Annotated in this window: 11 protein-coding genes and 2 pseudogenes; 2 read left to right on the top strand and 11 right to left on the bottom strand. The window is 65.3% G+C overall.

Translation table 11 applies throughout. From position 1 onward, the window contains the following. Window positions 1-199 precede the first annotated feature (199 nt). On the bottom strand, window positions 200-5,197 hold the full coding sequence (locus K2Y56_RS21070) for an Ig domain-containing protein (protein ID WP_292512323.1): 4,998 nt from the start codon (window positions 5,195-5,197) through the stop codon (window positions 200-202). A 175-nt stretch (window positions 5,198-5,372) separates the two neighbouring features. After that, window positions 5,373-6,023 (bottom strand): thioredoxin domain-containing protein, encoded by a 651-nt coding sequence (locus K2Y56_RS21065; protein WP_292512321.1) that lies wholly within the window; start codon window positions 6,021-6,023, stop codon window positions 5,373-5,375. Between the two features lie 95 nt (window positions 6,024-6,118). Between K2Y56_RS21065 and K2Y56_RS21060 the strand changes: the two genes are divergently transcribed. Then, the gene (locus K2Y56_RS21060; protein ID WP_292512319.1) at window positions 6,119-6,850 is read left to right on the top strand and encodes a hypothetical protein; all 732 of its coding nucleotides are present in this window, start codon (window positions 6,119-6,121) and stop codon (window positions 6,848-6,850) included. Window positions 6,851-7,008: 158 nt separating this feature from the next. Here K2Y56_RS21060 and K2Y56_RS21055 read toward each other — a convergent pair whose 3' ends face one another. Both K2Y56_RS21055 and K2Y56_RS21050 read right to left on the bottom strand, forming a co-directional pair. Then, a complete protein-coding gene (locus tag K2Y56_RS21055) occupies window positions 7,009-7,578 on the bottom strand; it encodes a hypothetical protein (RefSeq protein ID WP_292512317.1) in 570 nt (189 codons plus the stop codon). A 124-nt stretch (window positions 7,579-7,702) separates the two neighbouring features. Then, a complete protein-coding gene (locus K2Y56_RS21050) occupies window positions 7,703-8,785 on the bottom strand; it encodes a GGDEF domain-containing protein (protein WP_292512314.1) in 1,083 nt (360 codons plus the stop codon). 494 nt (window positions 8,786-9,279) lie between these two features. Between K2Y56_RS21050 and K2Y56_RS21045 the strand changes: the two genes are divergently transcribed. Further along, window positions 9,280-10,434, top strand: coding sequence for a hypothetical protein (locus K2Y56_RS21045; protein ID WP_292512312.1), 1,155 nt, complete (start codon window positions 9,280-9,282; stop codon window positions 10,432-10,434). A gap of 596 nt (window positions 10,435-11,030) precedes the next feature. On the opposite strand, the gene K2Y56_RS26600 is transcribed toward K2Y56_RS21045, so the two are convergent. The 7 genes and pseudogenes from K2Y56_RS26600 to K2Y56_RS21025 all read right to left on the bottom strand — a co-directional run. After that, window positions 11,031-11,468, bottom strand: coding sequence for a Mov34/MPN/PAD-1 family protein (locus K2Y56_RS26600; RefSeq protein WP_366849252.1), 438 nt, complete (start codon window positions 11,466-11,468; stop codon window positions 11,031-11,033). Window positions 11,469-11,663: 195 nt separating this feature from the next. After that, complete coding sequence (locus tag K2Y56_RS21040) at window positions 11,664-12,842, bottom strand: hypothetical protein (RefSeq protein ID WP_292512309.1); 1,179 nt, start codon at window positions 12,840-12,842, stop codon at window positions 11,664-11,666. 246 nt (window positions 12,843-13,088) lie between these two features. Continuing rightward, window positions 13,089-13,490, bottom strand: a pseudogene (locus K2Y56_RS26595) (TniQ family protein); the annotation flags it as partial. Then, the gene (locus K2Y56_RS21035; protein WP_292512307.1) at window positions 13,477-14,817 is read right to left on the bottom strand and encodes a hypothetical protein; all 1,341 of its coding nucleotides are present in this window, start codon (window positions 14,815-14,817) and stop codon (window positions 13,477-13,479) included. The gene K2Y56_RS21035 and the pseudogene K2Y56_RS26595, both read right to left, overlap by 14 nt. Window positions 14,818-15,012: 195 nt before the next feature. Then, a pseudogene (locus K2Y56_RS26590) lies at window positions 15,013-15,399 on the bottom strand (TniQ family protein); the annotation flags it as partial. A 2-nt stretch (window positions 15,400-15,401) separates the two neighbouring features. Next, window positions 15,402-16,442, bottom strand: coding sequence for a TniB family NTP-binding protein (locus tag K2Y56_RS21030; protein WP_292512304.1), 1,041 nt, complete (start codon window positions 16,440-16,442; stop codon window positions 15,402-15,404). A 50-nt stretch (window positions 16,443-16,492) separates the two neighbouring features. Next, window positions 16,493-18,034, bottom strand: a 1,542-nt coding sequence (locus K2Y56_RS21025; protein WP_292512300.1) for a hypothetical protein, incomplete at its 5' end; no start/stop codon positions are given.

The following is an 18,034-nucleotide window of genomic DNA, read 5'->3' as shown; positions in this document are numbered from 1 at the left end:
TTCACCGCTCTGCACAAATCTCATCTCGATCTTGGAGCCGTGACGTTCGCTGGCCGCGGGATCGTCTGTCGAGACTCACTGGCCTGCGGGTTCGCCCCGCGGGCCTTTTTCGTGGCCGCCGCAGATTGCGACCGCCGTCTTCGCGGGTGCGGGTGCGTCCGTATAACGGTCGATCGTCCGCACTCCCCATCGGCCGCGGTCACCCCTTCGCGACCGTCAGATCGAACAGAGCGGCCGGGCCGAAGTAGCCGTCCTCGTCCCTCGCGCGGATGTCGATGTCGCGGGAGGTCCCGAGAGCCGACGGCGTACCGGAGATCAGGCCCGTGTTCCTGTCGATCGTCATCCCCGCCGGCAGCGTTCCGCCGTAGACGCTCCAGTACAGCGTCCCGCGTCCGCCCGTCGCCGTCATCTGGAAGCTGAAGGGCCGGTTGAGGACCGCCGTCTTCGGAACACCCGAGGTGACGACCACCGCGGGCACGGTCTCGAAGGAGATCGGGATCGTGCCGGTGCGTCCGGCCGCGTCGGTGGCCTGCAGGTTCAAGCCCGACGTCGTCCCTGCCGCGGTCGGCGTACCCGTGATCTTCCCGGCGGAGGCGTCGAACGCGAGGCCCGGCGGCAGCGTGCCGGTGACGCTGTAGGCGAATGGCCGGGTGCCCCCATCCGCATCGAGCACGGCCGAATAGGCCACACCGACGCGCGTCTTGTAGCTGGGCTTCGTCGGAACGACCGGTCGCCGAACGGAGATGGTCGTCGATTCGGTGACGACGGTCGAACCCGCGGCATCCGTGATCTTGTAGTAGATGCCGCCGATATCGCCGCTCGAGATCGGGGTGCCCGAGATGACCCCCGTCGACCCGTCGATGGAAAGACCGCTGGGCAGCGTCGTGCCGAGTTTGGAGAAGGTGTAGGGCGCGACGCCTCCGGAGACGGTCACTGCCGTCGTGTACGGGACCCCGACCGTCGCAGCCGGCGGAGAGAGGCTGGCGGCCAGGGGATCCGGCACCCGGATCGCGAAGGTCGCGGAAAACGCACTGTAGCCGTCCCCGTCGGCGACCCGGACCGACAGGTCCGGGTAGGTGCCCGACGTCGTCGGCCTTCCGGTGATCCGCCCGGTCGTCGAGGACAGCGTCAGTCCGGCCGGAAGCGTGCCCGAACCCAGCGCGTAGGCGTAGCCGCCGACGCCACCCGTGGCCGAGAACGACGCGATGTAGTCGACCCCGATGGGCGCGTTGGCCGGCGGAGTGCCGGCGACGGCCAACGCGGTCGACACGTTGATCGAGAACGTCCGGCTGTAGCCGACCTCGCCGTCCTGGCTGACGACCTTGACCCGGAGGTTCGGATAGGTCCCCGCGGCGGTCGGAATCCCCGTCAGCGCCCCCCTGGAGGCGTCCAGGGACAGTCCTGGCGGCAGCGTCCCCGTCATGCTGAAGGCGTAGGGTGGCAACCCCATCCCGACGACTTGGAAGTCGACGGTCCCGGAACCGCCGTTCAGGGGGCGGTAGGCCACCATGTTCGAGGGCGGGACGTTGCCGATGCCCAGCGGGGTGTACGGATAGATGTAGCTGACGTCGGATGTCGCGACGGCCTTCAGCGAATCGACGATCCGGACGCTGAAGAACCGCGGTCCATCCGTCGCCGTTGTGGGCGTACCCGTTATCGCACCCGTCTTCGTATTGAACGACAGGCCCGCGGGCAGGGTGTTCGGGCCGACGAGGGACGCGACGTACGGGCCCGTCCCGCCGGTGATCGAGGGCAGGATGTTGAAGGTCGTTCCGACGGGCTGGTAGACCCTGGCCGGCATGGAGACGGCCAGGGGCGCGCGCACCTCGATCGCGAAGGGCGCGGCGTCGGCGTAGGTCCCGGATGCGTCGGTCGTCCGCACCACGAGGCCGGTGGACATGCCCACGGCGCTCGGCGTGCCTGCGATGGCGCCGTCCGACGACAATGCCAGCCCGGCGGGAAGCGTACCCGCCGCCAGGGAGAAGCTTCGGACGCCGGAACCGCCGGAGGCCGCGAACGCCGCGGAATAGGGGATGCCGACCGTTGCGGTCGCGGCGGGCGAGCCGGTGATCGACAAGGTGGATGAGACCGCAATGTCGAAGAGGTCCGACGTTGCAAGGCGGCCATCCGCATCCGCGACCTGAAGCTGCAGGGCTGAGGCGGTTCCGGGGGTCGTCGGGGTTCCGGAGAGCGTGCCGCTCGCTTCATCCAGGCCGAGACCGGCGGGAAGGACGCCGCTGCGGAGCGCCCAGGCGTAGGGTGTCCGTCCTCCCGAGGCGGTCGCGGCCGAGCGGTAGGGCGTTCCGACCGAAGCCGCGACGGACGGCGTCGAGGCGATCGCAACAGGCGAGCGGACGTCGATCGAGAACGGCGTCGAATCCGCTGTCGTGCCGACGGCATCCGTGGCCCGGACCACGAGGCCCGATGCCAACCCCGGCGTGGTCGGCGTCCCGAGCAGGGATCCCGTGTCGGGGTCCAGTGCGAGGGATGCCGGCAGCACGCCCGCCGCCAGACTGAACCTCCTGGGTCCGATGCCGCCCTGGGCGACGAACTTCGCATCGTAGGCGACGCCAGCGGTGGCGATCGGCGACGGCGAGCCTGCGAGCGAGAGGCTCGAGGCGACGGTGATCGTGAACGGGGTGGAGGACGACCGCCGGCCGTCCGCGTCGGTGGCGGCGACCTGGATCGACGACGTTGTGCCGGGTGTCGTCGGCGTTCCAACCAAGCGTCCGTCGGACCCGAGGGAAAGACCGGCTGGCAGCGCTCCGGCGTCCAGCGTCCAGGCGACGGGCGCTCGACCACCCAGCGCCTGGAATTCCCCAGCGTAGGCGGTGCCGACGACTGCGGTCGCGGGCGGCGATCCCGAGACCTGGAGGACGTCCGACACCGTGATGGCGAAGGGGTCGGTGGCGGCGGTCCGGAAGTCGGCGTCGGCGACCCGGATCCGTAGACCGGATGCGACGACGGGCGAGGCAGGTGTACCCGCCAGATTGCCGGTGGAGGCATCGAGCACGATGCCGGCCGGAGGCGCGCCGGAAGAGACCGAGAACGCATACGGCGGCCGTCCGCCCATGGCCCCGAAGCCGGCCGAGTAGGACTGCCCGACGGTCGCCGCCGATCCGGGCGACCCTGCGATGCGCAGAGCCCTCGAGACCACGAGGGCCGCTTGGCTCGACGTTGCTGAGCGTCCGGCGGCGTCGCGTGCACGGACGACGATGCCCGCCCAGGAGCCCGCAGAGGTCGGCGTGCCGGCGACGGCTCCGGACGCTCCGTCGAGAACGACGCCGTCGGGCAGCGGGCCGCCCGCGAGTTCGAAGGCATAGGGCGCATCGCCGCCGGACGCCTGGAAGTTCGCCGCGTAGGCCTGGCCGACGGTGGCGGGTGGTAGCTGGCCGGCGACCGCGAGCTGGTCGACGACCGGGATCGAGACGTTCCTCGAGACCCTGCCGCCTTCCGCATCGGTGACCAGCACCGTCGTCGGGCCGAAGTCGCCCACCGTCGTAGGGGTCCCGGCGAACCGGCCGTCGGCGTCCATCGCGATCCCGGGCGCGGGATCTCCCGAGACGATGGCGAAGGCGTAGGGTGCGGTTCCGCCCGCCGCCACGATGCGGGCGTCGTAGGGGATCCCCTTGGTGGCCGATCCGCCGGGAGTCGATGCGATCGAGAGGGCGTCTCCGACGGCGATCGAGAATGGCGCCGTGTCGGCGCTGGCGCCCGCGGCGTCCGAGGCGCGCACCACGATGTTGTCGAACCGGCCCGTCGTGGTCGGTGTTCCCGCGATCGCGCCGTTCCCCGCGAGATCGAGACCCGGCGGCAGGAGGCCGGCGGCGATGCTGAAGGCGTAGGGCTGGACGCCGCCGGATGCCGCGAATTCGGCTGCGTATGGGGTACCCACCGTACCGCGGCGGACGGATCCGGAGACGGCGACTGGATCGGACACCGCCATCGCGAGGGCCCGGGACGTCCCCTGGTTTCCATCGGCATCGATTGCCGTCACCGCCAGATCGCCGTAGCGCCCGGCCTGGGTCGGGGTACCCGTGATGGTCCCTTGGCTGGTCGAGAAGACGAGCCCGGCAGGGAGCGTACCCACAAGGGCGTAGGTGTACGGGGGCGCTCCGCCCGTCGCGGCCGTGGTCAGCGGAGCGATCCGCCTGCCGACCGTGTAGACGTCGCTGCCGCCGGAGACGGCGACTTCGATCGCGCTGGCCACGTCGATGGAAAAGCTTGGCGTCGTGGCCGTGGTCGGTGTCGGAGAGGCGGCGTCGACTGCCTTGATCTGCATCGCGGAGAACGTCCCGCTTGAGGTCGGCGTCCCGGTGATCGAACCGTCCTGCGCGAGCCTCAATCCGGCCGGAAGCGTTCCCGTCTGGAGGGTGAGGACGTTGGGCGGCGTTCCGCCGGAGACCGCGACGCCGGCGTTTCTGATCGGATTGCCGACGACGGCCTTGAACGTCCGGGCGGTCTTGGACGGAAGAAGGGTGAGCGAGACCGGTCCGTAGCTCACCGAGACGTTGATCTTCGACGAGGTGACGGCCTTCTGGTTCGCGTCCGTCACGAGGACGTCGAAGGTGAAGCTACCGATGGCGGTCGGATTGCCCGACAGGACGAGGGTCTGGTTGCCGTTGGCGTCCGTGCCCGTCGAGAGCGCAAGGCCGGGGGGCAGCGTGCCCGTCGCCCGCGAGGCGACGTAGGGCGGGCGGCCGCCGGAAACCCTGGCGGTCCCGACATAGGCTTTGCCGACGTAGCCGCTGAAGGGAAAGTTGTAAGAGCCGAGCGTCGGTGGGGGCGCGGTTACGGCGATGGTAGGCGCATTGTCACGGACCACCATGCCGTTCGCATCGGTCAGCTGCGCGACGATGCCGCCGTAGTTCCCTTCGCCGGTGAAGACGCAGTTCGAGATGAGGATCGTTCCGGTCTGCTCGGGCGCCGGACACCCTGGCGGCAGCGTGCCGGCGACGAGCGACATCCCGTAGGGCTGCACGCCGCCGCTACCCTGCCACGAGATCGAATAGGTCTTGCCGTCGAGCTTGTAGTAGGTCGCGTTCGTGACGACGTTGTTCGTGATCGTCGGGATCGGATAGGTGCCGGCCGACGTGGGCTGGCGGAAGACGTACGACGCCGCAACCGCTTCCGATGGCGGTCCGGCTGCAACCAGGAGCGCGAGCGCGAAGGAACAGTAGCGTCGCAAACAATTCACGAGCTGCCCTCGCCGGTATCCCCGCCGTCGACCTTAGGAAGGAACCGTCCGATCTACAAGCAGCAGGAAAAGGGTTGGCTCCATTCCTTGCGGACTGGACTGGTTCGGCGGATGGCCAGACTGTGGTGTCCTTGCCAGGACTGTCGGCCGATCCGGCGTCCATACCCTCGTCCTGCTATCTACCGGCCTCGGCGTACCGGGCGGAGATCGACTCGAAGGGCAGGTCTCCTTCGACCTTCTCGCCGCGGATGAACATCGTCGGCGTGCCGCGGACGCCGAGGCCCTTCGCCTGATCCTTGACGAGCCCGATCGCATCGTAGAGCGGCCGATCCGCCATCGTGGCGTCGTAGGCCTCCTTGTCGATGCCGACCTGGGCCGCCAGACGCCGGAAGGTCGGTCCCGCGTCCCGCTGCTGAAGCCAGACATGCTGTTCCGAGAACATCAGATCGAGGGCGTCGAAGTAGCGGTCGCCGGCCTTCCTCGCGATCATGGCGGCCGCGAAGGCACGTACGTCCAGAGGGAACTCGCGATAGACGATGCGGAGGCGGCCGTCGGCGACGAGCGTCCGGCGAAGCTCCGGCAGCGTCTTGCCGTGGAAGTTCGCGCAGCTCGGGCAGCCGAGGGAGAGGTAGACGTAGAGGGTCTCGGCGCCCGTGCCGACAGCCTTCTCCGGCAGCGAGCCGGCCTGGACGGCGAGACCCGGCATACCCGCCGTCTCGGCACGCGCGGTCGCCGGGGCGAACCCCAGCCCACACATGCCGCCGAACATCAGTAAGGAGCGACGATCGATCGGCATCTGTCCGCCCGAAGGAATGAGGAACGCCATCCGGACTATCCCGGCTTCTCCGGTGCCGCAAGGTTCGTGCGGCGGGGTGTGCGGTACCGCGTTACGGTCTATCGTCCCGCGCGGAGGAAAGCCGCATGAAGCCAGAGATCCTGATCGTCCTCGCGTTGGCCGCTGTCCCGTGGGCCGGCATGTCGGTTGCCAGACCGGGTGGATCGGAGACGCGGAAGACGGTCTGCGAGGGGGTGCTGGAGACCGGCTCCGGGATGGCCGGCTCGATCCTGGGAGACTGCGCCTTCAAGGCGGACAGCGACCAGGAGCGGCTGGTGCAGTCGGTCTGCGCCCAGGGATCGACCTGCCGCGTCGAGGGCTTCCCCCGCCCCGGACGCCGAGGCGAGATCGCCAAGGTGCTCGCGGTCCGCCAGCTGGCGCTGCCGGAGTCGAACAAGACCTCCTACCTCGAGGACGTCGCCGGCCGCTTGGATGGGATCCTGGCCCCGGCGTCGGCGGGATGCGACAACCCCCAGGATACTCCGGCCGACCGGGTCTCCGTGCTGCTGGACGGACTCGGCGGCCCGGCGATGCAGATCCACGGGCGCTACTGCGCGGTGACCAGCGGCAGCGGAGATCCCGTGGCTAGCGGGTCGTTCCAGGCGATCCTCCGGGGGAACTGCGCAGCCGTCGGCGCGGCCGACGCAGACCTCAGGACCGGACGCGCCGGCGAGAAGAGCGAAATCGTGGTGGTCCTCGCCAAGGGCGCGCCGATCAAGATCGACGGGGAGGCCCTCGTCAGGTGTCCCATCCGGCAGCAGTACGTGGCCAAATGGTGGATCGACGGCAACCACACGTTCCGGGGGCGCTATCCCTAGTCGGTCGCCAACGTCCCGAGCGGCACCGTCGATCCGCTGCGCCGCGAGGGGAAGCCTCCGTCCGTTTTCGGTCGACCTCAAATGAAGGGGATCAGGGGCAAGCCCCTGATCCCCTTGTATTCTTCGATATCAGTGGCCGCTTAAGCGTCGACAAGGTTTTATATGGGGACGCCCGGCGCCTCGCAGTTCTTCTCGCCGGCGTGCTTGCGGATGTCCGTCGCCTTCATCGCATCGGCCAGCGTACGGCCCGTGCTTTGGGGGAGGAACACGAAGATCGCCTGGGGCTTCGGCGAGCAGGCCTTGAAGGTCGCAACCACGTTGCCCGTAGGGTCCTCGACGATGGTCGCGTTCACCACGTCGGCGAAGTGGATCGTCCGGATGTAGCGGTTGCCGGCCAGATCCCTCTGCATGGCGACCAGCCGGTCCTGCTTGAGAACCACGGCCCCGTCGACCATCGAGGGCCGGAGGGTGATGACGTAGGTCAGCGCCGGCAGCGACAGCATGATCGAGAGGAGGCCCATCGCGGCCCGCGGGCGCTTGCTGATGCGGGACCACGCAGATAGCAGCGCCAGCGTCAGGCCGGCGACCAGAAGGACCGCCACCAGGAAGCTGTCGAACCACATCGAATGAGCGCTCATGGGCCAATAGGCGGTCCAGAGCGGATCGCCCGATCCGCCTGTTGCGACCTCGGCCAGCGCGTTCGTCCGCAGCATGGGCAAACCGTTCATTCCCGCCTCCGTGAGGGGCCGCAGCGGCCAGCCTGGGTCTGGGGGAACGTCCTATTACGGCATAGGTTTCGCCGCCGTTAACGAAGTCTTTCGCGCCCTTTTTCGGAAGGATCGGTTTCGGGCATCAGCTCGCACGAGCCCATTCCTTCGTCATGTCGAAGTTCACCTGATCGCGGCCGCCCCGCTTCGACCTGTAGAGTGCCTCGTCGGCACGGTCCACGACGGCGGCCCACCCCTCCCTGGATAGGCGTCCGGCGCCGCCGATCGAGACCGTGACCTTGCCCAACGACTTGCCCGACTGTCGTTTCACGAATTGCCGTGCCGCGATCATGGCCCGGATGCGGGTGGCCACGATCTCCGCGGACAACGGCGACGTGTCCGGCAGGACGACGGCGAACTCTTCGCCGCCGTACCGGGCGACGAGGTCGTTGTCGCGGACGCACTGCTTGAGCACGCCGCCGACCGACTTGATCACGGCGTCGCCCGTCGGATGGCCGTGTGCATCGTTGATCCTTTTGAAAAAATCGATGTCGAGCATAAGCAGCGTGTAGCTGCGGTCTCCCAGGCTCTCCAGGCTCGTCTCCAGGCCCCGGCGGTTGAGAAGGCCCGTCATGGGATCGTGGTGGGTCTCGGTGCGCAGGTCCTCGAGCTCCTGCTGCAGGCGGGCGACCTTGGCCTGCTCGGAGCGGATCACCTCGCCGAATTCCGCGAGAGCTGCACGCTGCGCCGCAAGTCGAGTCCGCTGAAGGGAGGCTACCGCCAGCAGGGCGTCGGCCAGCGGCGAGGGGTCGGCCGTGATCGTGTCCGCACCGGCGTGGAGGGCGACCAGGGAACTCTCGATCTTGCCGAAGACCCGGTCGTCTTCCTCAAGCGAGGTGGCATGGGCCTGGATCCGCTCGGTCACGGTGACCAAGGTCTCCGCGACGCCCCGCTGGACCGTGCGGGTCCGGCTGCGTCCCTCGGGATCGGCGAAGCGCCGGGCGATGTCGCGTAGAGCGTCCTCCGTCACGAGGTGGCCGGCGACGAGGCGGCCCACCAGTATCCCGATCTCGCCCGCCGGGTCGGCGATGTACCCGTGCAGCGCCGCGAAGATCTCGGGATCGAGGGCGATGACGTGACGGTGGGCGAACGTGATGACCTCCGAGGCGATCAGGAGGCTCGCCGTGTTGTTGGCCGGTGGGGTCGCAGGCTGGGAATGGACGGTCACGGGGGCTTCCTCGGTCGACACCCACCCTAGCGACTCCTTTCTTCCATCCGCCTTGCCCGGATGCAGACGATTGTACGCATCCGAAGGAATGGGAGTGGCAGCCGACCGCTCCTTCCAGGGGACGAACCCGAGGCCCCCGCCTGGAACCTGTTGCCAGATTCCGATGTTTGTGCGCATCTCAGCAGATGTCTGTCCGCGAATGCTGGTCAGACCGGACCCGGAACAATGACCAGAAGCAGGACGCACGGAACGCAAGGTATCGGCTTGGCCACATCGTGGTCGGCGATAGCCTACGTGCGCCTGCCGTCCATGCGGGAAGTCGTGTCGTTCGCGTCACCCTCCAAGGTCGCGAACTCCGTCCCGCATACGCTCCGGACCGACTGACCTCCCTACGGGAGAAGCGAGACCGGAGCCCCCAAGGTTCCGGTCCGATTGGCTGACAGGGCGCGATGCCCGGCCCTCGACGGAACCCACTTCCGACGAGGACGATCGACATGCACCCGCCCTGGAACGACGAACTCGACGCCCGACTGCGCAAGCTGCTCGTCGACGACGGCCTCCCTCTGCGCGAGGCGACCTCCGTCATGGGGCGCCCGCCCGGAGACGTGAGCCTGCGCGCCAAGCTGATCGGGCTGGCGAACCTCGCCAAGCGCGAGTGGAGCGGAGCGGACGAGGCGCATCTGCGGACGCTTCACGCCGACGGTGCGTCGCTCGCCGCCCTGTCCACGGCCCTCAAGCTCCCGACCGACCGGATCCGGCGGAAGATCGACGAGCTCGAGCTGAAGCGGGACGTGGCGCCGGCTCCGGCTCGGGTCGCCGCGGCACCGGCGAAGCCGGCGCCCGTCCGGCTGCCGGCCGTCCGTGTCGAACGCGTCCACTCGATCGCCCCGCGCGCCCCGCTGGCGTCTCGGCCCGCCGAGGCTCCACGGCAGGTCCGTCCGGATCCCCGCATCGCGATCGAGGCTTCGCGCGCCCGGTCCAAGGCTGCGGCAGCCCAGGCTCGGGTGGATGCGGATGCGATCCTGGCGGCGGCCAAGCGCGAAGAGCGCGAGGCGAAGGCCGCCGCCGCGGCGCGCGCCCGGCAGGCGAAGGCCGACGAGGGGCGTGCGGCGCGGGACGCTGCCGCGGAGGCGAAGCGTCTCGAGCGCGAGGCGGCCCGTCGGGTCCGCGAGGCCGAGGCGGACGAGCAGCGCCGCCGGCGCGAGCTCGAGCGGGCCGACGCCAAGCGGCTCGCGGAGGCCGCGAAGGCCGAAAAGGCGGAGCGCGAGGAGCGGGAGGCCCGGAAGTCCCGCGCCGTCGCGGTGGCGGAGGGCCGGGGCGGCAACATCGCCGGCGGCGTGGTCCGCCGCGCGTTCGCGCCCCCTGGTCCGAAGAGGAAGTCGCTCACCCGCGAGGACGCCCTCACGGTGCGGGCCTCCTCGGCCGAGGCGATCGCCCGGTTCATGGCCGAGCGCGGCGTGACGCGGGTCCAGCTGGACCCGACGGAAGCTGCGGTCACCGGCCTTCGCCGCAAGGGCTACACCGTCCTCCGCGACGGCGAGGCCTTCATAGTCGACGGGCGCCACAAGCTGGCGACCTGCGCGGCGCTGAGGGAGTTCGCTGCCAAGCGGGCGGTCGAGATCCCGCCGTTCCTTCAGGCGGCCGAATAGGAAGCGGCCGGGACCTTCGGGCCCCGGCCGTCGCAGACCGACGAGGATCGCCATGACGGACCTGACAGCCTACCCTGCCCTGGTGCTCATGGACATTCTAAGACTTTTCGAGAAACTATTTTCAATTAGGGCAGCCACTTATAACAGATTGTCCATCTGCATCGAGAAATTTTGTCCAACGATCCGTGGGAAACTGACGTGGTTTTCCAACAATCAGCGGGAAAGCTTTCTCACGCTGGCTGCGACGGCGCTCCCATCTCGGGTGCGAACCTTCAAACTGGCGGGGCTCCTCGGGTGCCCAAATCCGCAACCACTCAATAGCCATGTGACGGAAGGAGCGGTATGCCGCGCCGTCATCCCGAGGGTGTGTAGACCGTCATGGGGAAACTCCTCGAAGAGGAGCGGCTCTCCGTACGCACCGCTCACGTACCTGACTGCACTCTCGATGAGATCCGGCAGACCGTTGTCGCAAAGATCCGTTTCAGGCCCTAAGTTCCGCTTCCATACGGGTATCTAAAGCGGCCTGACAAGATAATGCAAAGTAAGGCCGTCTTAGCAACGAGGGCGGCCTTACTGTCGTTTGAACCTTCCCGACTTCAAGTGCGTGCCGGGCTGATGATCCTACTCAGCTCGTGCGCATTGTGAGCATCGCAGGCACAGACCACTAAACCTTCCGGAGGAGCGGACGTCCCCACGATCACCATTAGGAACGCGGTGAGAGAGTGACGCGATTTGCGGAAAGCCTCCGACATCGACTGCAGATCGACGGCTGAGGGATGCGGCACAGGTTCCGCATGTGTGTGCCAATCTCCGACGAAGTGCAGGTTTCGACGATGATGCTCGTCGATTTCCCTCTGCTCGCTAGGCCGATGCGGCTCGTAGGTGTGGCGTGTGCGCCGGTCGCGCCAACGAGGGCCGGTCGCGCTCTCGACGATGATGAGCCCATCCCGAAGCCGCGCGAATAGCTGACCGCCGGCTTCGCGATGATACCAGTGCCGAGCGGCGCCAACATTGACGAAGGCGCACCAGAGGATGTTATGGACCGCATCGCGCGAGGGTTTTTATGCCCTTGACTGTCCGTTCGTGAAGCATTTGCGACACATGGCATCCACCCACCTCCGGGGTTCATGATGCCCGAAATATTTGCGCTCAGCGCGGACCAGTTTGATCGGTCACGGTCAGTCGGATCAACTCGAGCGTTCGGAGCTGAATTTCAAACTGAGACACTATCAATTCCTGGCTTGTCTTGACCAAAACGAGGCAGTGTTTCTAATGGTGGCCACGTCCAATAATAAGGCGTGCCCTTGGTTGGCCAACCACGCACGTGACGCTGCCCGAGTACCTCCGCGCTGGCGACAGGTTTCGTGGTCGGTAATGGACTGCGAAGCGAACTCCGTAAGGCTCTCCTCGGTTACAACTGCTCGGCCTCCGGAATCTAGAAGACCTGCTAACACCAGCCTATTGATATCAGATCGATCGCAAGAGAGAATTGCCGCGGCGTCTCGATTGTGAACCACCCGGCGACTAAGACGGAACCGTTCTGCGCATTGAAGCGCATCGGAGCGGGCAACGTCGAAATCACGAAAGCTTGCGGCGGGAGTTGATACCGCCGAGAATGGCAGTCGACCTTCTAACATCTCAGTCACGATCTTCGCGACAGTGACGTTGCCGAGGACGTTCAAGGCACGCATCATGAGGTGCCGCCTTCCTGCGGTGGACTCCGCCGCGCGGACAGAGAGCATTTCGATCAGCGCAGTTATGGAGGAAGCCCGAACCTTGATCGTCGTAAACAGTTCAACCTTTTCAATTTGTCCAGCTTTGATAAGGGAGTAAATTCCAGTCAAATGACAGCCTAGACGATCGGCGCACTCTGACAGGGTAAGCAATTCACAGTCGCGTATATTTTCAATATGAGATTTATATGCTTCGACCTCGCGACGATCAAGGAAAAGGTGTTTGTTATTTATTTTGATAGTCCGGCTCATAAATTTATTTAGAGCAACCATTTTAATAATTGTCGATTTGTCGGTCCCGAGTAGCTTAGCTGCAGTTTTGCACGGCATCCAGCGGCGAGCAGATTGGTCTTCCCCCGAGAAAGAAGTGCGACGAGCGGAATTCTGGGTATCGGTATCGTCAATGTAAGATAGAAAATGCTGAACCAGTAGCACGCGTGCGCTTTCAGGCAGAGAAGACCGGCTATATTTCCGAGGTTCGAGCAGACGCTGAATAGATGGATACCGGGACAAGACGCTGATCCCTCCTCGAGTAGTTTCCTCTTGGCTGCTGGTGATCAGCGCGTGCCATCCTCTCGGCCAATCCGCCAGAACATCAGCAGCGCGCGCCAGTCTGGTTTTACCGCTATCAGACGCATGCCCGACATGTGCTCCGAGCCTACTGATGAGCGTCACGCACTCCGCTGTTGAAAGATGCCCAAAGGTTTCTGTCAGTCTACTTGAGGGTGGGCGGAAGTTCCTGTCCCAAATGCACCCTAGCAGGTTGGCAACCTCCATTTCCAAAGAGGACGGCCTAGATGTAGGTGACTCCGAAGGCCGCCCGGGACAATCCGCATCAGCACATCGGTCCACTCCGGACCGATACCATGTAAGATTTTTACCGCATTTTGGACAAGAATTGATAAGATGCGACGCGTGACGTGGACAGCATGTCCAAATGGACAAGCTCCAAATTGCCTTAGAAGAAGATATTTCTCTTAAGCAATTGGGGCATACTTTAGATTGTTTTGTCTCTATTAGGCCTCTTGGTAATTCAAGACCTGGGATAAACGGCAAAATGTGTCCCCGACTGGTTCTCTCTGGTATAATTGGCTCTATCAATTCCGGTAATACGCCAGCCAAATTGGCGAGGTGTTCAATCTGTGCAAGCTTTGAGACCGCGCTTTTCAAAGGAACGAACGGCGGTTCAAGGATCCAAAGCGGCGAAGACATACGGTTGAGCTCGCACAGGCGCAATGCCCAATCCCGGAGTCCTTCCTCCGGCCAAGGGGACGAACGGACGAGGAGGCGACCCGCCTCTGGGCTAGGATCAAGCCCTGACACGGCGCCCTTCGACACTCGTTTGCCGTTTGACGGAGCGTTCGCGGGAACTTCGGCGGCACCGAGTTCCAGTGCGGTCCAGCGGTATGTCTAGCCCCTCGAGGGCGCGCTCCGCCGCCTCCGCCGACCAGACGGCGGAGATCCCCCGCGCGCTGTCCGTCGCGACCACGGGCTTAAGCCCGGCGCGGGCGAACCGCGCCGCGATGGCACGAGTGCTGGTCCCCCAAGACCGCGCGACGACGCTGGCGAGCACATATCGCCGCGGAAACTCTTGGACCGAGGCAGCAGTCACCCCGCGTACCGTATGCCCTTCCGCGGCTCCGGCCTGATCCAGGCAGCCGGCTCGCACAAGGACGGGGATCATCCGCTGCGAAAGACCCAGACGCCCGGCGGCCCGAGCCGCCCCGAGCGCGGCGCCGTCCGGTCGATGCCGAAGCCGATAGGTGTCGTCTACTGCCACCGCGTACCGACCCAGGATCGGCGTCCCGGGGCCAGTCTCCGGGACCGCGACAAGTGGTACTTCGCCTGCGAGTACCGATGCGATCAGATCGGGTAAGCGAATGCGGCGCAGCGCCGGCACCTCCAACAGGCGTACGAGCGCCTCTCCTGTCGGCGGCCGAGCTAACGAGGAAAGCCGGGCGGCGAGGGCCTCCACAGAGGGTCGTCGGTAGGATCGCCCGGACGGCTCTCCCGAGAGGCCGGGTGGACACAACAGGCCCCGGCGGCCAAGCGCCCCGATCTGCTTCCTCGACGCACCGAGCGCGGCGGCGGCGGTCGACGCCGTGACGAGCGAAAGGCGCTCGGCGAGGAGGCGCTTGACCGAGCCAGGTTCGACTAGGACTGCTCGGCGCCGGCCCATAGGCAGGATTCCGCCGGCGAGCGAGCCATCCTGCACGAGCGCCACGATCCGCGTCGATGCCATCGAAAGCAGGTCAGCAGCCTGACGTGCCGTGAGCCGCGGCGCTGCAACGGTCCGGGGCCGGAAGAACGACCAAGCCTTCATGACCGGAGCATCGTCCCGGGCGCCGAGCCAGTTTCTGACTTCGTCCGCAATCGGTACGAGGTCCGGCTCGGACAATGCCGCCCTGAGCCTTTGAATGAAGGTGCCGAAGGTGGCCTCTAGCCCGACTTTTCCCGGAGTGTCCCGTGCGTTTTCCGCGAGCAGCCTGTGCAGGCCGCCCGGCCAGTCAAGCAGGATGTCAGCGGACATTTCGAGCCGCGCGGCGACCGTCGCAACGTCCGGCTTCGAGATCGTCGCGGACCGGCGCGATGTCGCCTCGACGTCGCCGGCCGCCATGCCGAACCGAAGAAGCCGCAGTGCGCCGGTCAAGCTGGCAACCGGGGCGACGCCTGCTGGGCGGATGCCGCGGGCAAGTGCCGCGAGAGCCTGAGCGGTCGCAATAGTTTGGCCGGTACTGACCGCGGTTGAGGCCTCAACGCTCCGACCGCAGCGACAGATCGCGAGGGATGGCCTGTGGAAGGACAAGGGCCGGCCGCACGTGCAGGCATCCACGAGCGGCGTGCAGTGGTTGGGGCAGGCCGTCACAGCACAGAGGTCCCATATGCGTTGACCTGAGCCCGCTTCAAGCACACAGGCGGGACAAATTCTGGAGCGGCTAAAATTGACTGCCCAGGACGGGACGTCGACTTGGCCGAACGCGACAGTCCGCAAAGTCCCGGGGCGGGGCCAATAAGCGGCAGCCTCGAGGGAACCAGGATCATCCATGTGCAGAAGCGACGCGAGCGCGGAGAGGTCGCATCGTCGCCAGGGAGCCAGAGATGGCAGCCCTGCGAGCGCGAGAAGTTCCGTCGGGCTGCGGAGCCGGTTCAGGCCGCTGGCACGTTGGAGGAATTGATTCAGCGGTTCGGCTGCCTGTATGGACGGTCGAACGAGAAGGCGCCGCGGAATCATAGTCACCGCTTGCTCAGTGCAGCGATGATCTCGTTGCGCCGTTCCGCCTTCGTAGCATTTGGTTTCGTTGGTTTCTTCCTGCGGATCGGCAGCGAATGGTCTCGCAGTGGCGGCGGTGCTTGCCCCATCCATTCCTGGCCCCAGGGATTGATGAGGCGCTCGTGCTTCTTCTCTTTGCGGAATGCCTTTTCGAAAGCACGGTAGAGCAGATCGGATGAAATTACGGAATCGCCGTCACGGGCGGCGATGCGCATTGCAGCGAGGAGGAGCTTCTTCAGCAATCCGACCACGCCGCGGGATGCATAGTAGAACTGCTTCGCGCAGTCGTTCATCTCTACGTCGATTTCGTTTGCAAAGGGGAGTGGGGATTGCTCCCGCATGGAGGCGAGCACCGCGATGAAATTCAATCGGCTCTCAGGCTCCGGGTCCGCATTGTCAGCCCCCCACTGATAAGGCGGTATGGCGAGTTCTTCCTCCCAGCGTCGATCAACTTGGTCGTCATGGTCGAACAAGCCGCGGACACGCCCCATCCCAAAGAGAAAAAAGCTGACATTCAGCAAGCCCTGGAGCTCCTTCAGGAACTCAGCGATGTCCTCGCTTCGTACCTCGCCGTCGCGGTCTACCGCGCGTTGTGCCTCGTCGATGACCACCCCTTTCACCCCGCAGTCCTGGGCGAAGCCAACAAGATTGTTCTTCAGGGCGTCCCGGTCGCCCTTGTTCCAGAAGGCATGGCCGAGGTCCTTCAACAACTGGCGTGCCAAGCTGTTCACCGTCGGCTGACTTGGCATCTCGGAAACCAGCAATGGAACATCATCGCAAACGGCGTCTCCTCCCGGAGCAGATACCCTGCGTCCATTCTCGACGCGTGGGTGGGCAGCCAGGAACAGCTCGATCATTGTGGTTTTACCCGCCCCCGCCGGACCCGTGACGAAGACGTTCGGGGCCTCGCGTAGCTGACCGTGGACCGAGAAAATATCCTCGATGTCTTTCAGCACCTCCGTGAAGGCAGTATGGGGTACGAAGACCGCGTCGAACTCTGTCATAGGGCTCGAACGACCCGGCATGTCCAGCCGTGCTCTGTTCATCGGAGACCTCATCGGGGGCGTAGAATTTTGGAGGCGGCGAAAGATGGGAGAACCCGACCGGCTCGGATGGCTGGTGCCGACGGGCTGCCACTGGCTGGCGACAACGGCGAGGTCCGAGAGGGGGGAGTAGAGAGCGCAGTGGGCTGGGGGGTTGGAAGCCGGGGCGTTACTTGCTGAGCTCCGAAGACGCCACCCGCTCCTTCGATCCGGCCATGCGCATCGAGATTGCTGAAGATCGTGTGCGTCCCGATACCCAGCGCCCTCGCAAGCAAGGAGTTCGTGCGCATCCCAAGCGCGTCGGGAAGTCCTCGCGCGATGAGTTCCTTCAGAGCAATCTCAGCCCTGAGAAAGTCCTCGAGGTTTTCGCTCTTCCATTGTTGTCGGGCATATTTGCGATAGAGCATGTGCCGGTGGAGGTCGAGGCCGTTGGCGTAGATCGGATCTAGCGCCTGGCAGCGCAGCCAAACGTTCTCCCTAGGATGCCAACAGTGGATCATTCCTAGGTTCAACGGATTCACCTTGACCTTGACTTTGACGTTGGCGCCGTGAGTCTCTCGAAGATCGTGGCCATCCATGCCGTAATAGCGGAGTCCTTCGTAGACGAGACCGCGGTGGTCGAAGGTTCGACCGGACCGGACGATACCGAACATGAAGTCCAGCTCAGTTCCCGCAACCGGGTAGCGCGGCTTGACGATACGCGTACCCTCTGCCCAACGTGCGTTGGGGCTCGGCAACCGGCCATCCAGCTTCGACGTGGCATGATTGCGTTCGATCAACCACTTATGAAAGATCCAGAGCAGGTGGTGGAAGCCGATGACACCGTTACGGGCGGGATCGTAGTCGACGGGTGCAAGGCGGTCCGACAGAACATAGCCAGGCATCTGTGAGAGCAACGTCGTATTGAGCAGACGGAACATGCCCTCGACGTCACCTTTCACCCAGGGCATACGACTCGGCGTGAAGTTCCAGGCGACGTCGAAGTCGTTCATCAGCCGCTCGATGGTGCGGCCGTGAGCGCTCAACGAGTTGTCGAACGTCACAGACCTCGGGATTCCCGACATCGGGTACGGTGCAGTGATGTCCGGGAATGTGGCCTGTACGTAGTTCTTCGGCAGCACCGCATGACGCATCACACTTCCGAAGACTAGATCGCCAGGCGGCTCGAATCCAATGTAAAATCCGAGGATTGCTCCAGAAAATACGTCCACGAGCCAAGCAATATACGGCCGTCCAAGCGGTATACCGAGAAGGTCGTCGACGCAGAACAGATCAGCCTTGGTCTCGTCGTACTGAACAATTGACAGGGCCGCGTTAGGTTCCGCGTGCCCGATGGCTTGACGATAGGCCGTGCGCGTCCGTGTTGGTCCTTTTGTGGCGTTGTCTTTATCCCGCTGCCGGAACTCTCCGTAGTAATTGTAAAAGGTCGACTTGCACGGAAGCTTGGCGCCGGCGAGAAGCGGATCGTTCTTTCTAGGGTCGTGTCCGTCAATGAGGTGGAAATTCGGGGTGGAGTTGGAGCGGCCATCGGTCAGGCGGCCTGAGGTGGAATT

It is taken from the genome of Methylobacterium sp., assembly GCF_019745455.1.
Taxonomy (GTDB): Bacteria; Pseudomonadota; Alphaproteobacteria; order Rhizobiales; family Beijerinckiaceae; genus Methylobacterium.
The sequence above is the reverse complement of the archived record's forward strand: the minus strand, read 5'-3'. Positions and strand labels throughout refer to the sequence as shown.

Coding starts and splice junctions, on each gene's coding strand:
- K2Y56_RS21065 (WP_292512321.1), bottom strand. CDS start 6,023: ATGGCGTTCCTCATTCCTTCGGGCGGACAGATGCCGATCGATCGTCGC.
- K2Y56_RS21060 (WP_292512319.1), top strand. CDS start 6,119: ATGAAGCCAGAGATCCTGATCGTCCTCGCGTTGGCCGCTGTCCCGTGG.
- K2Y56_RS21055 (WP_292512317.1), bottom strand. CDS start 7,578: ATGAACGGTTTGCCCATGCTGCGGACGAACGCGCTGGCCGAGGTCGCA.
- K2Y56_RS21045 (WP_292512312.1), top strand. CDS start 9,280: ATGCACCCGCCCTGGAACGACGAACTCGACGCCCGACTGCGCAAGCTG.
- K2Y56_RS21030 (WP_292512304.1), bottom strand. CDS start 16,442: ATGACAGAGTTCGACGCGGTCTTCGTACCCCATACTGCCTTCACGGAG.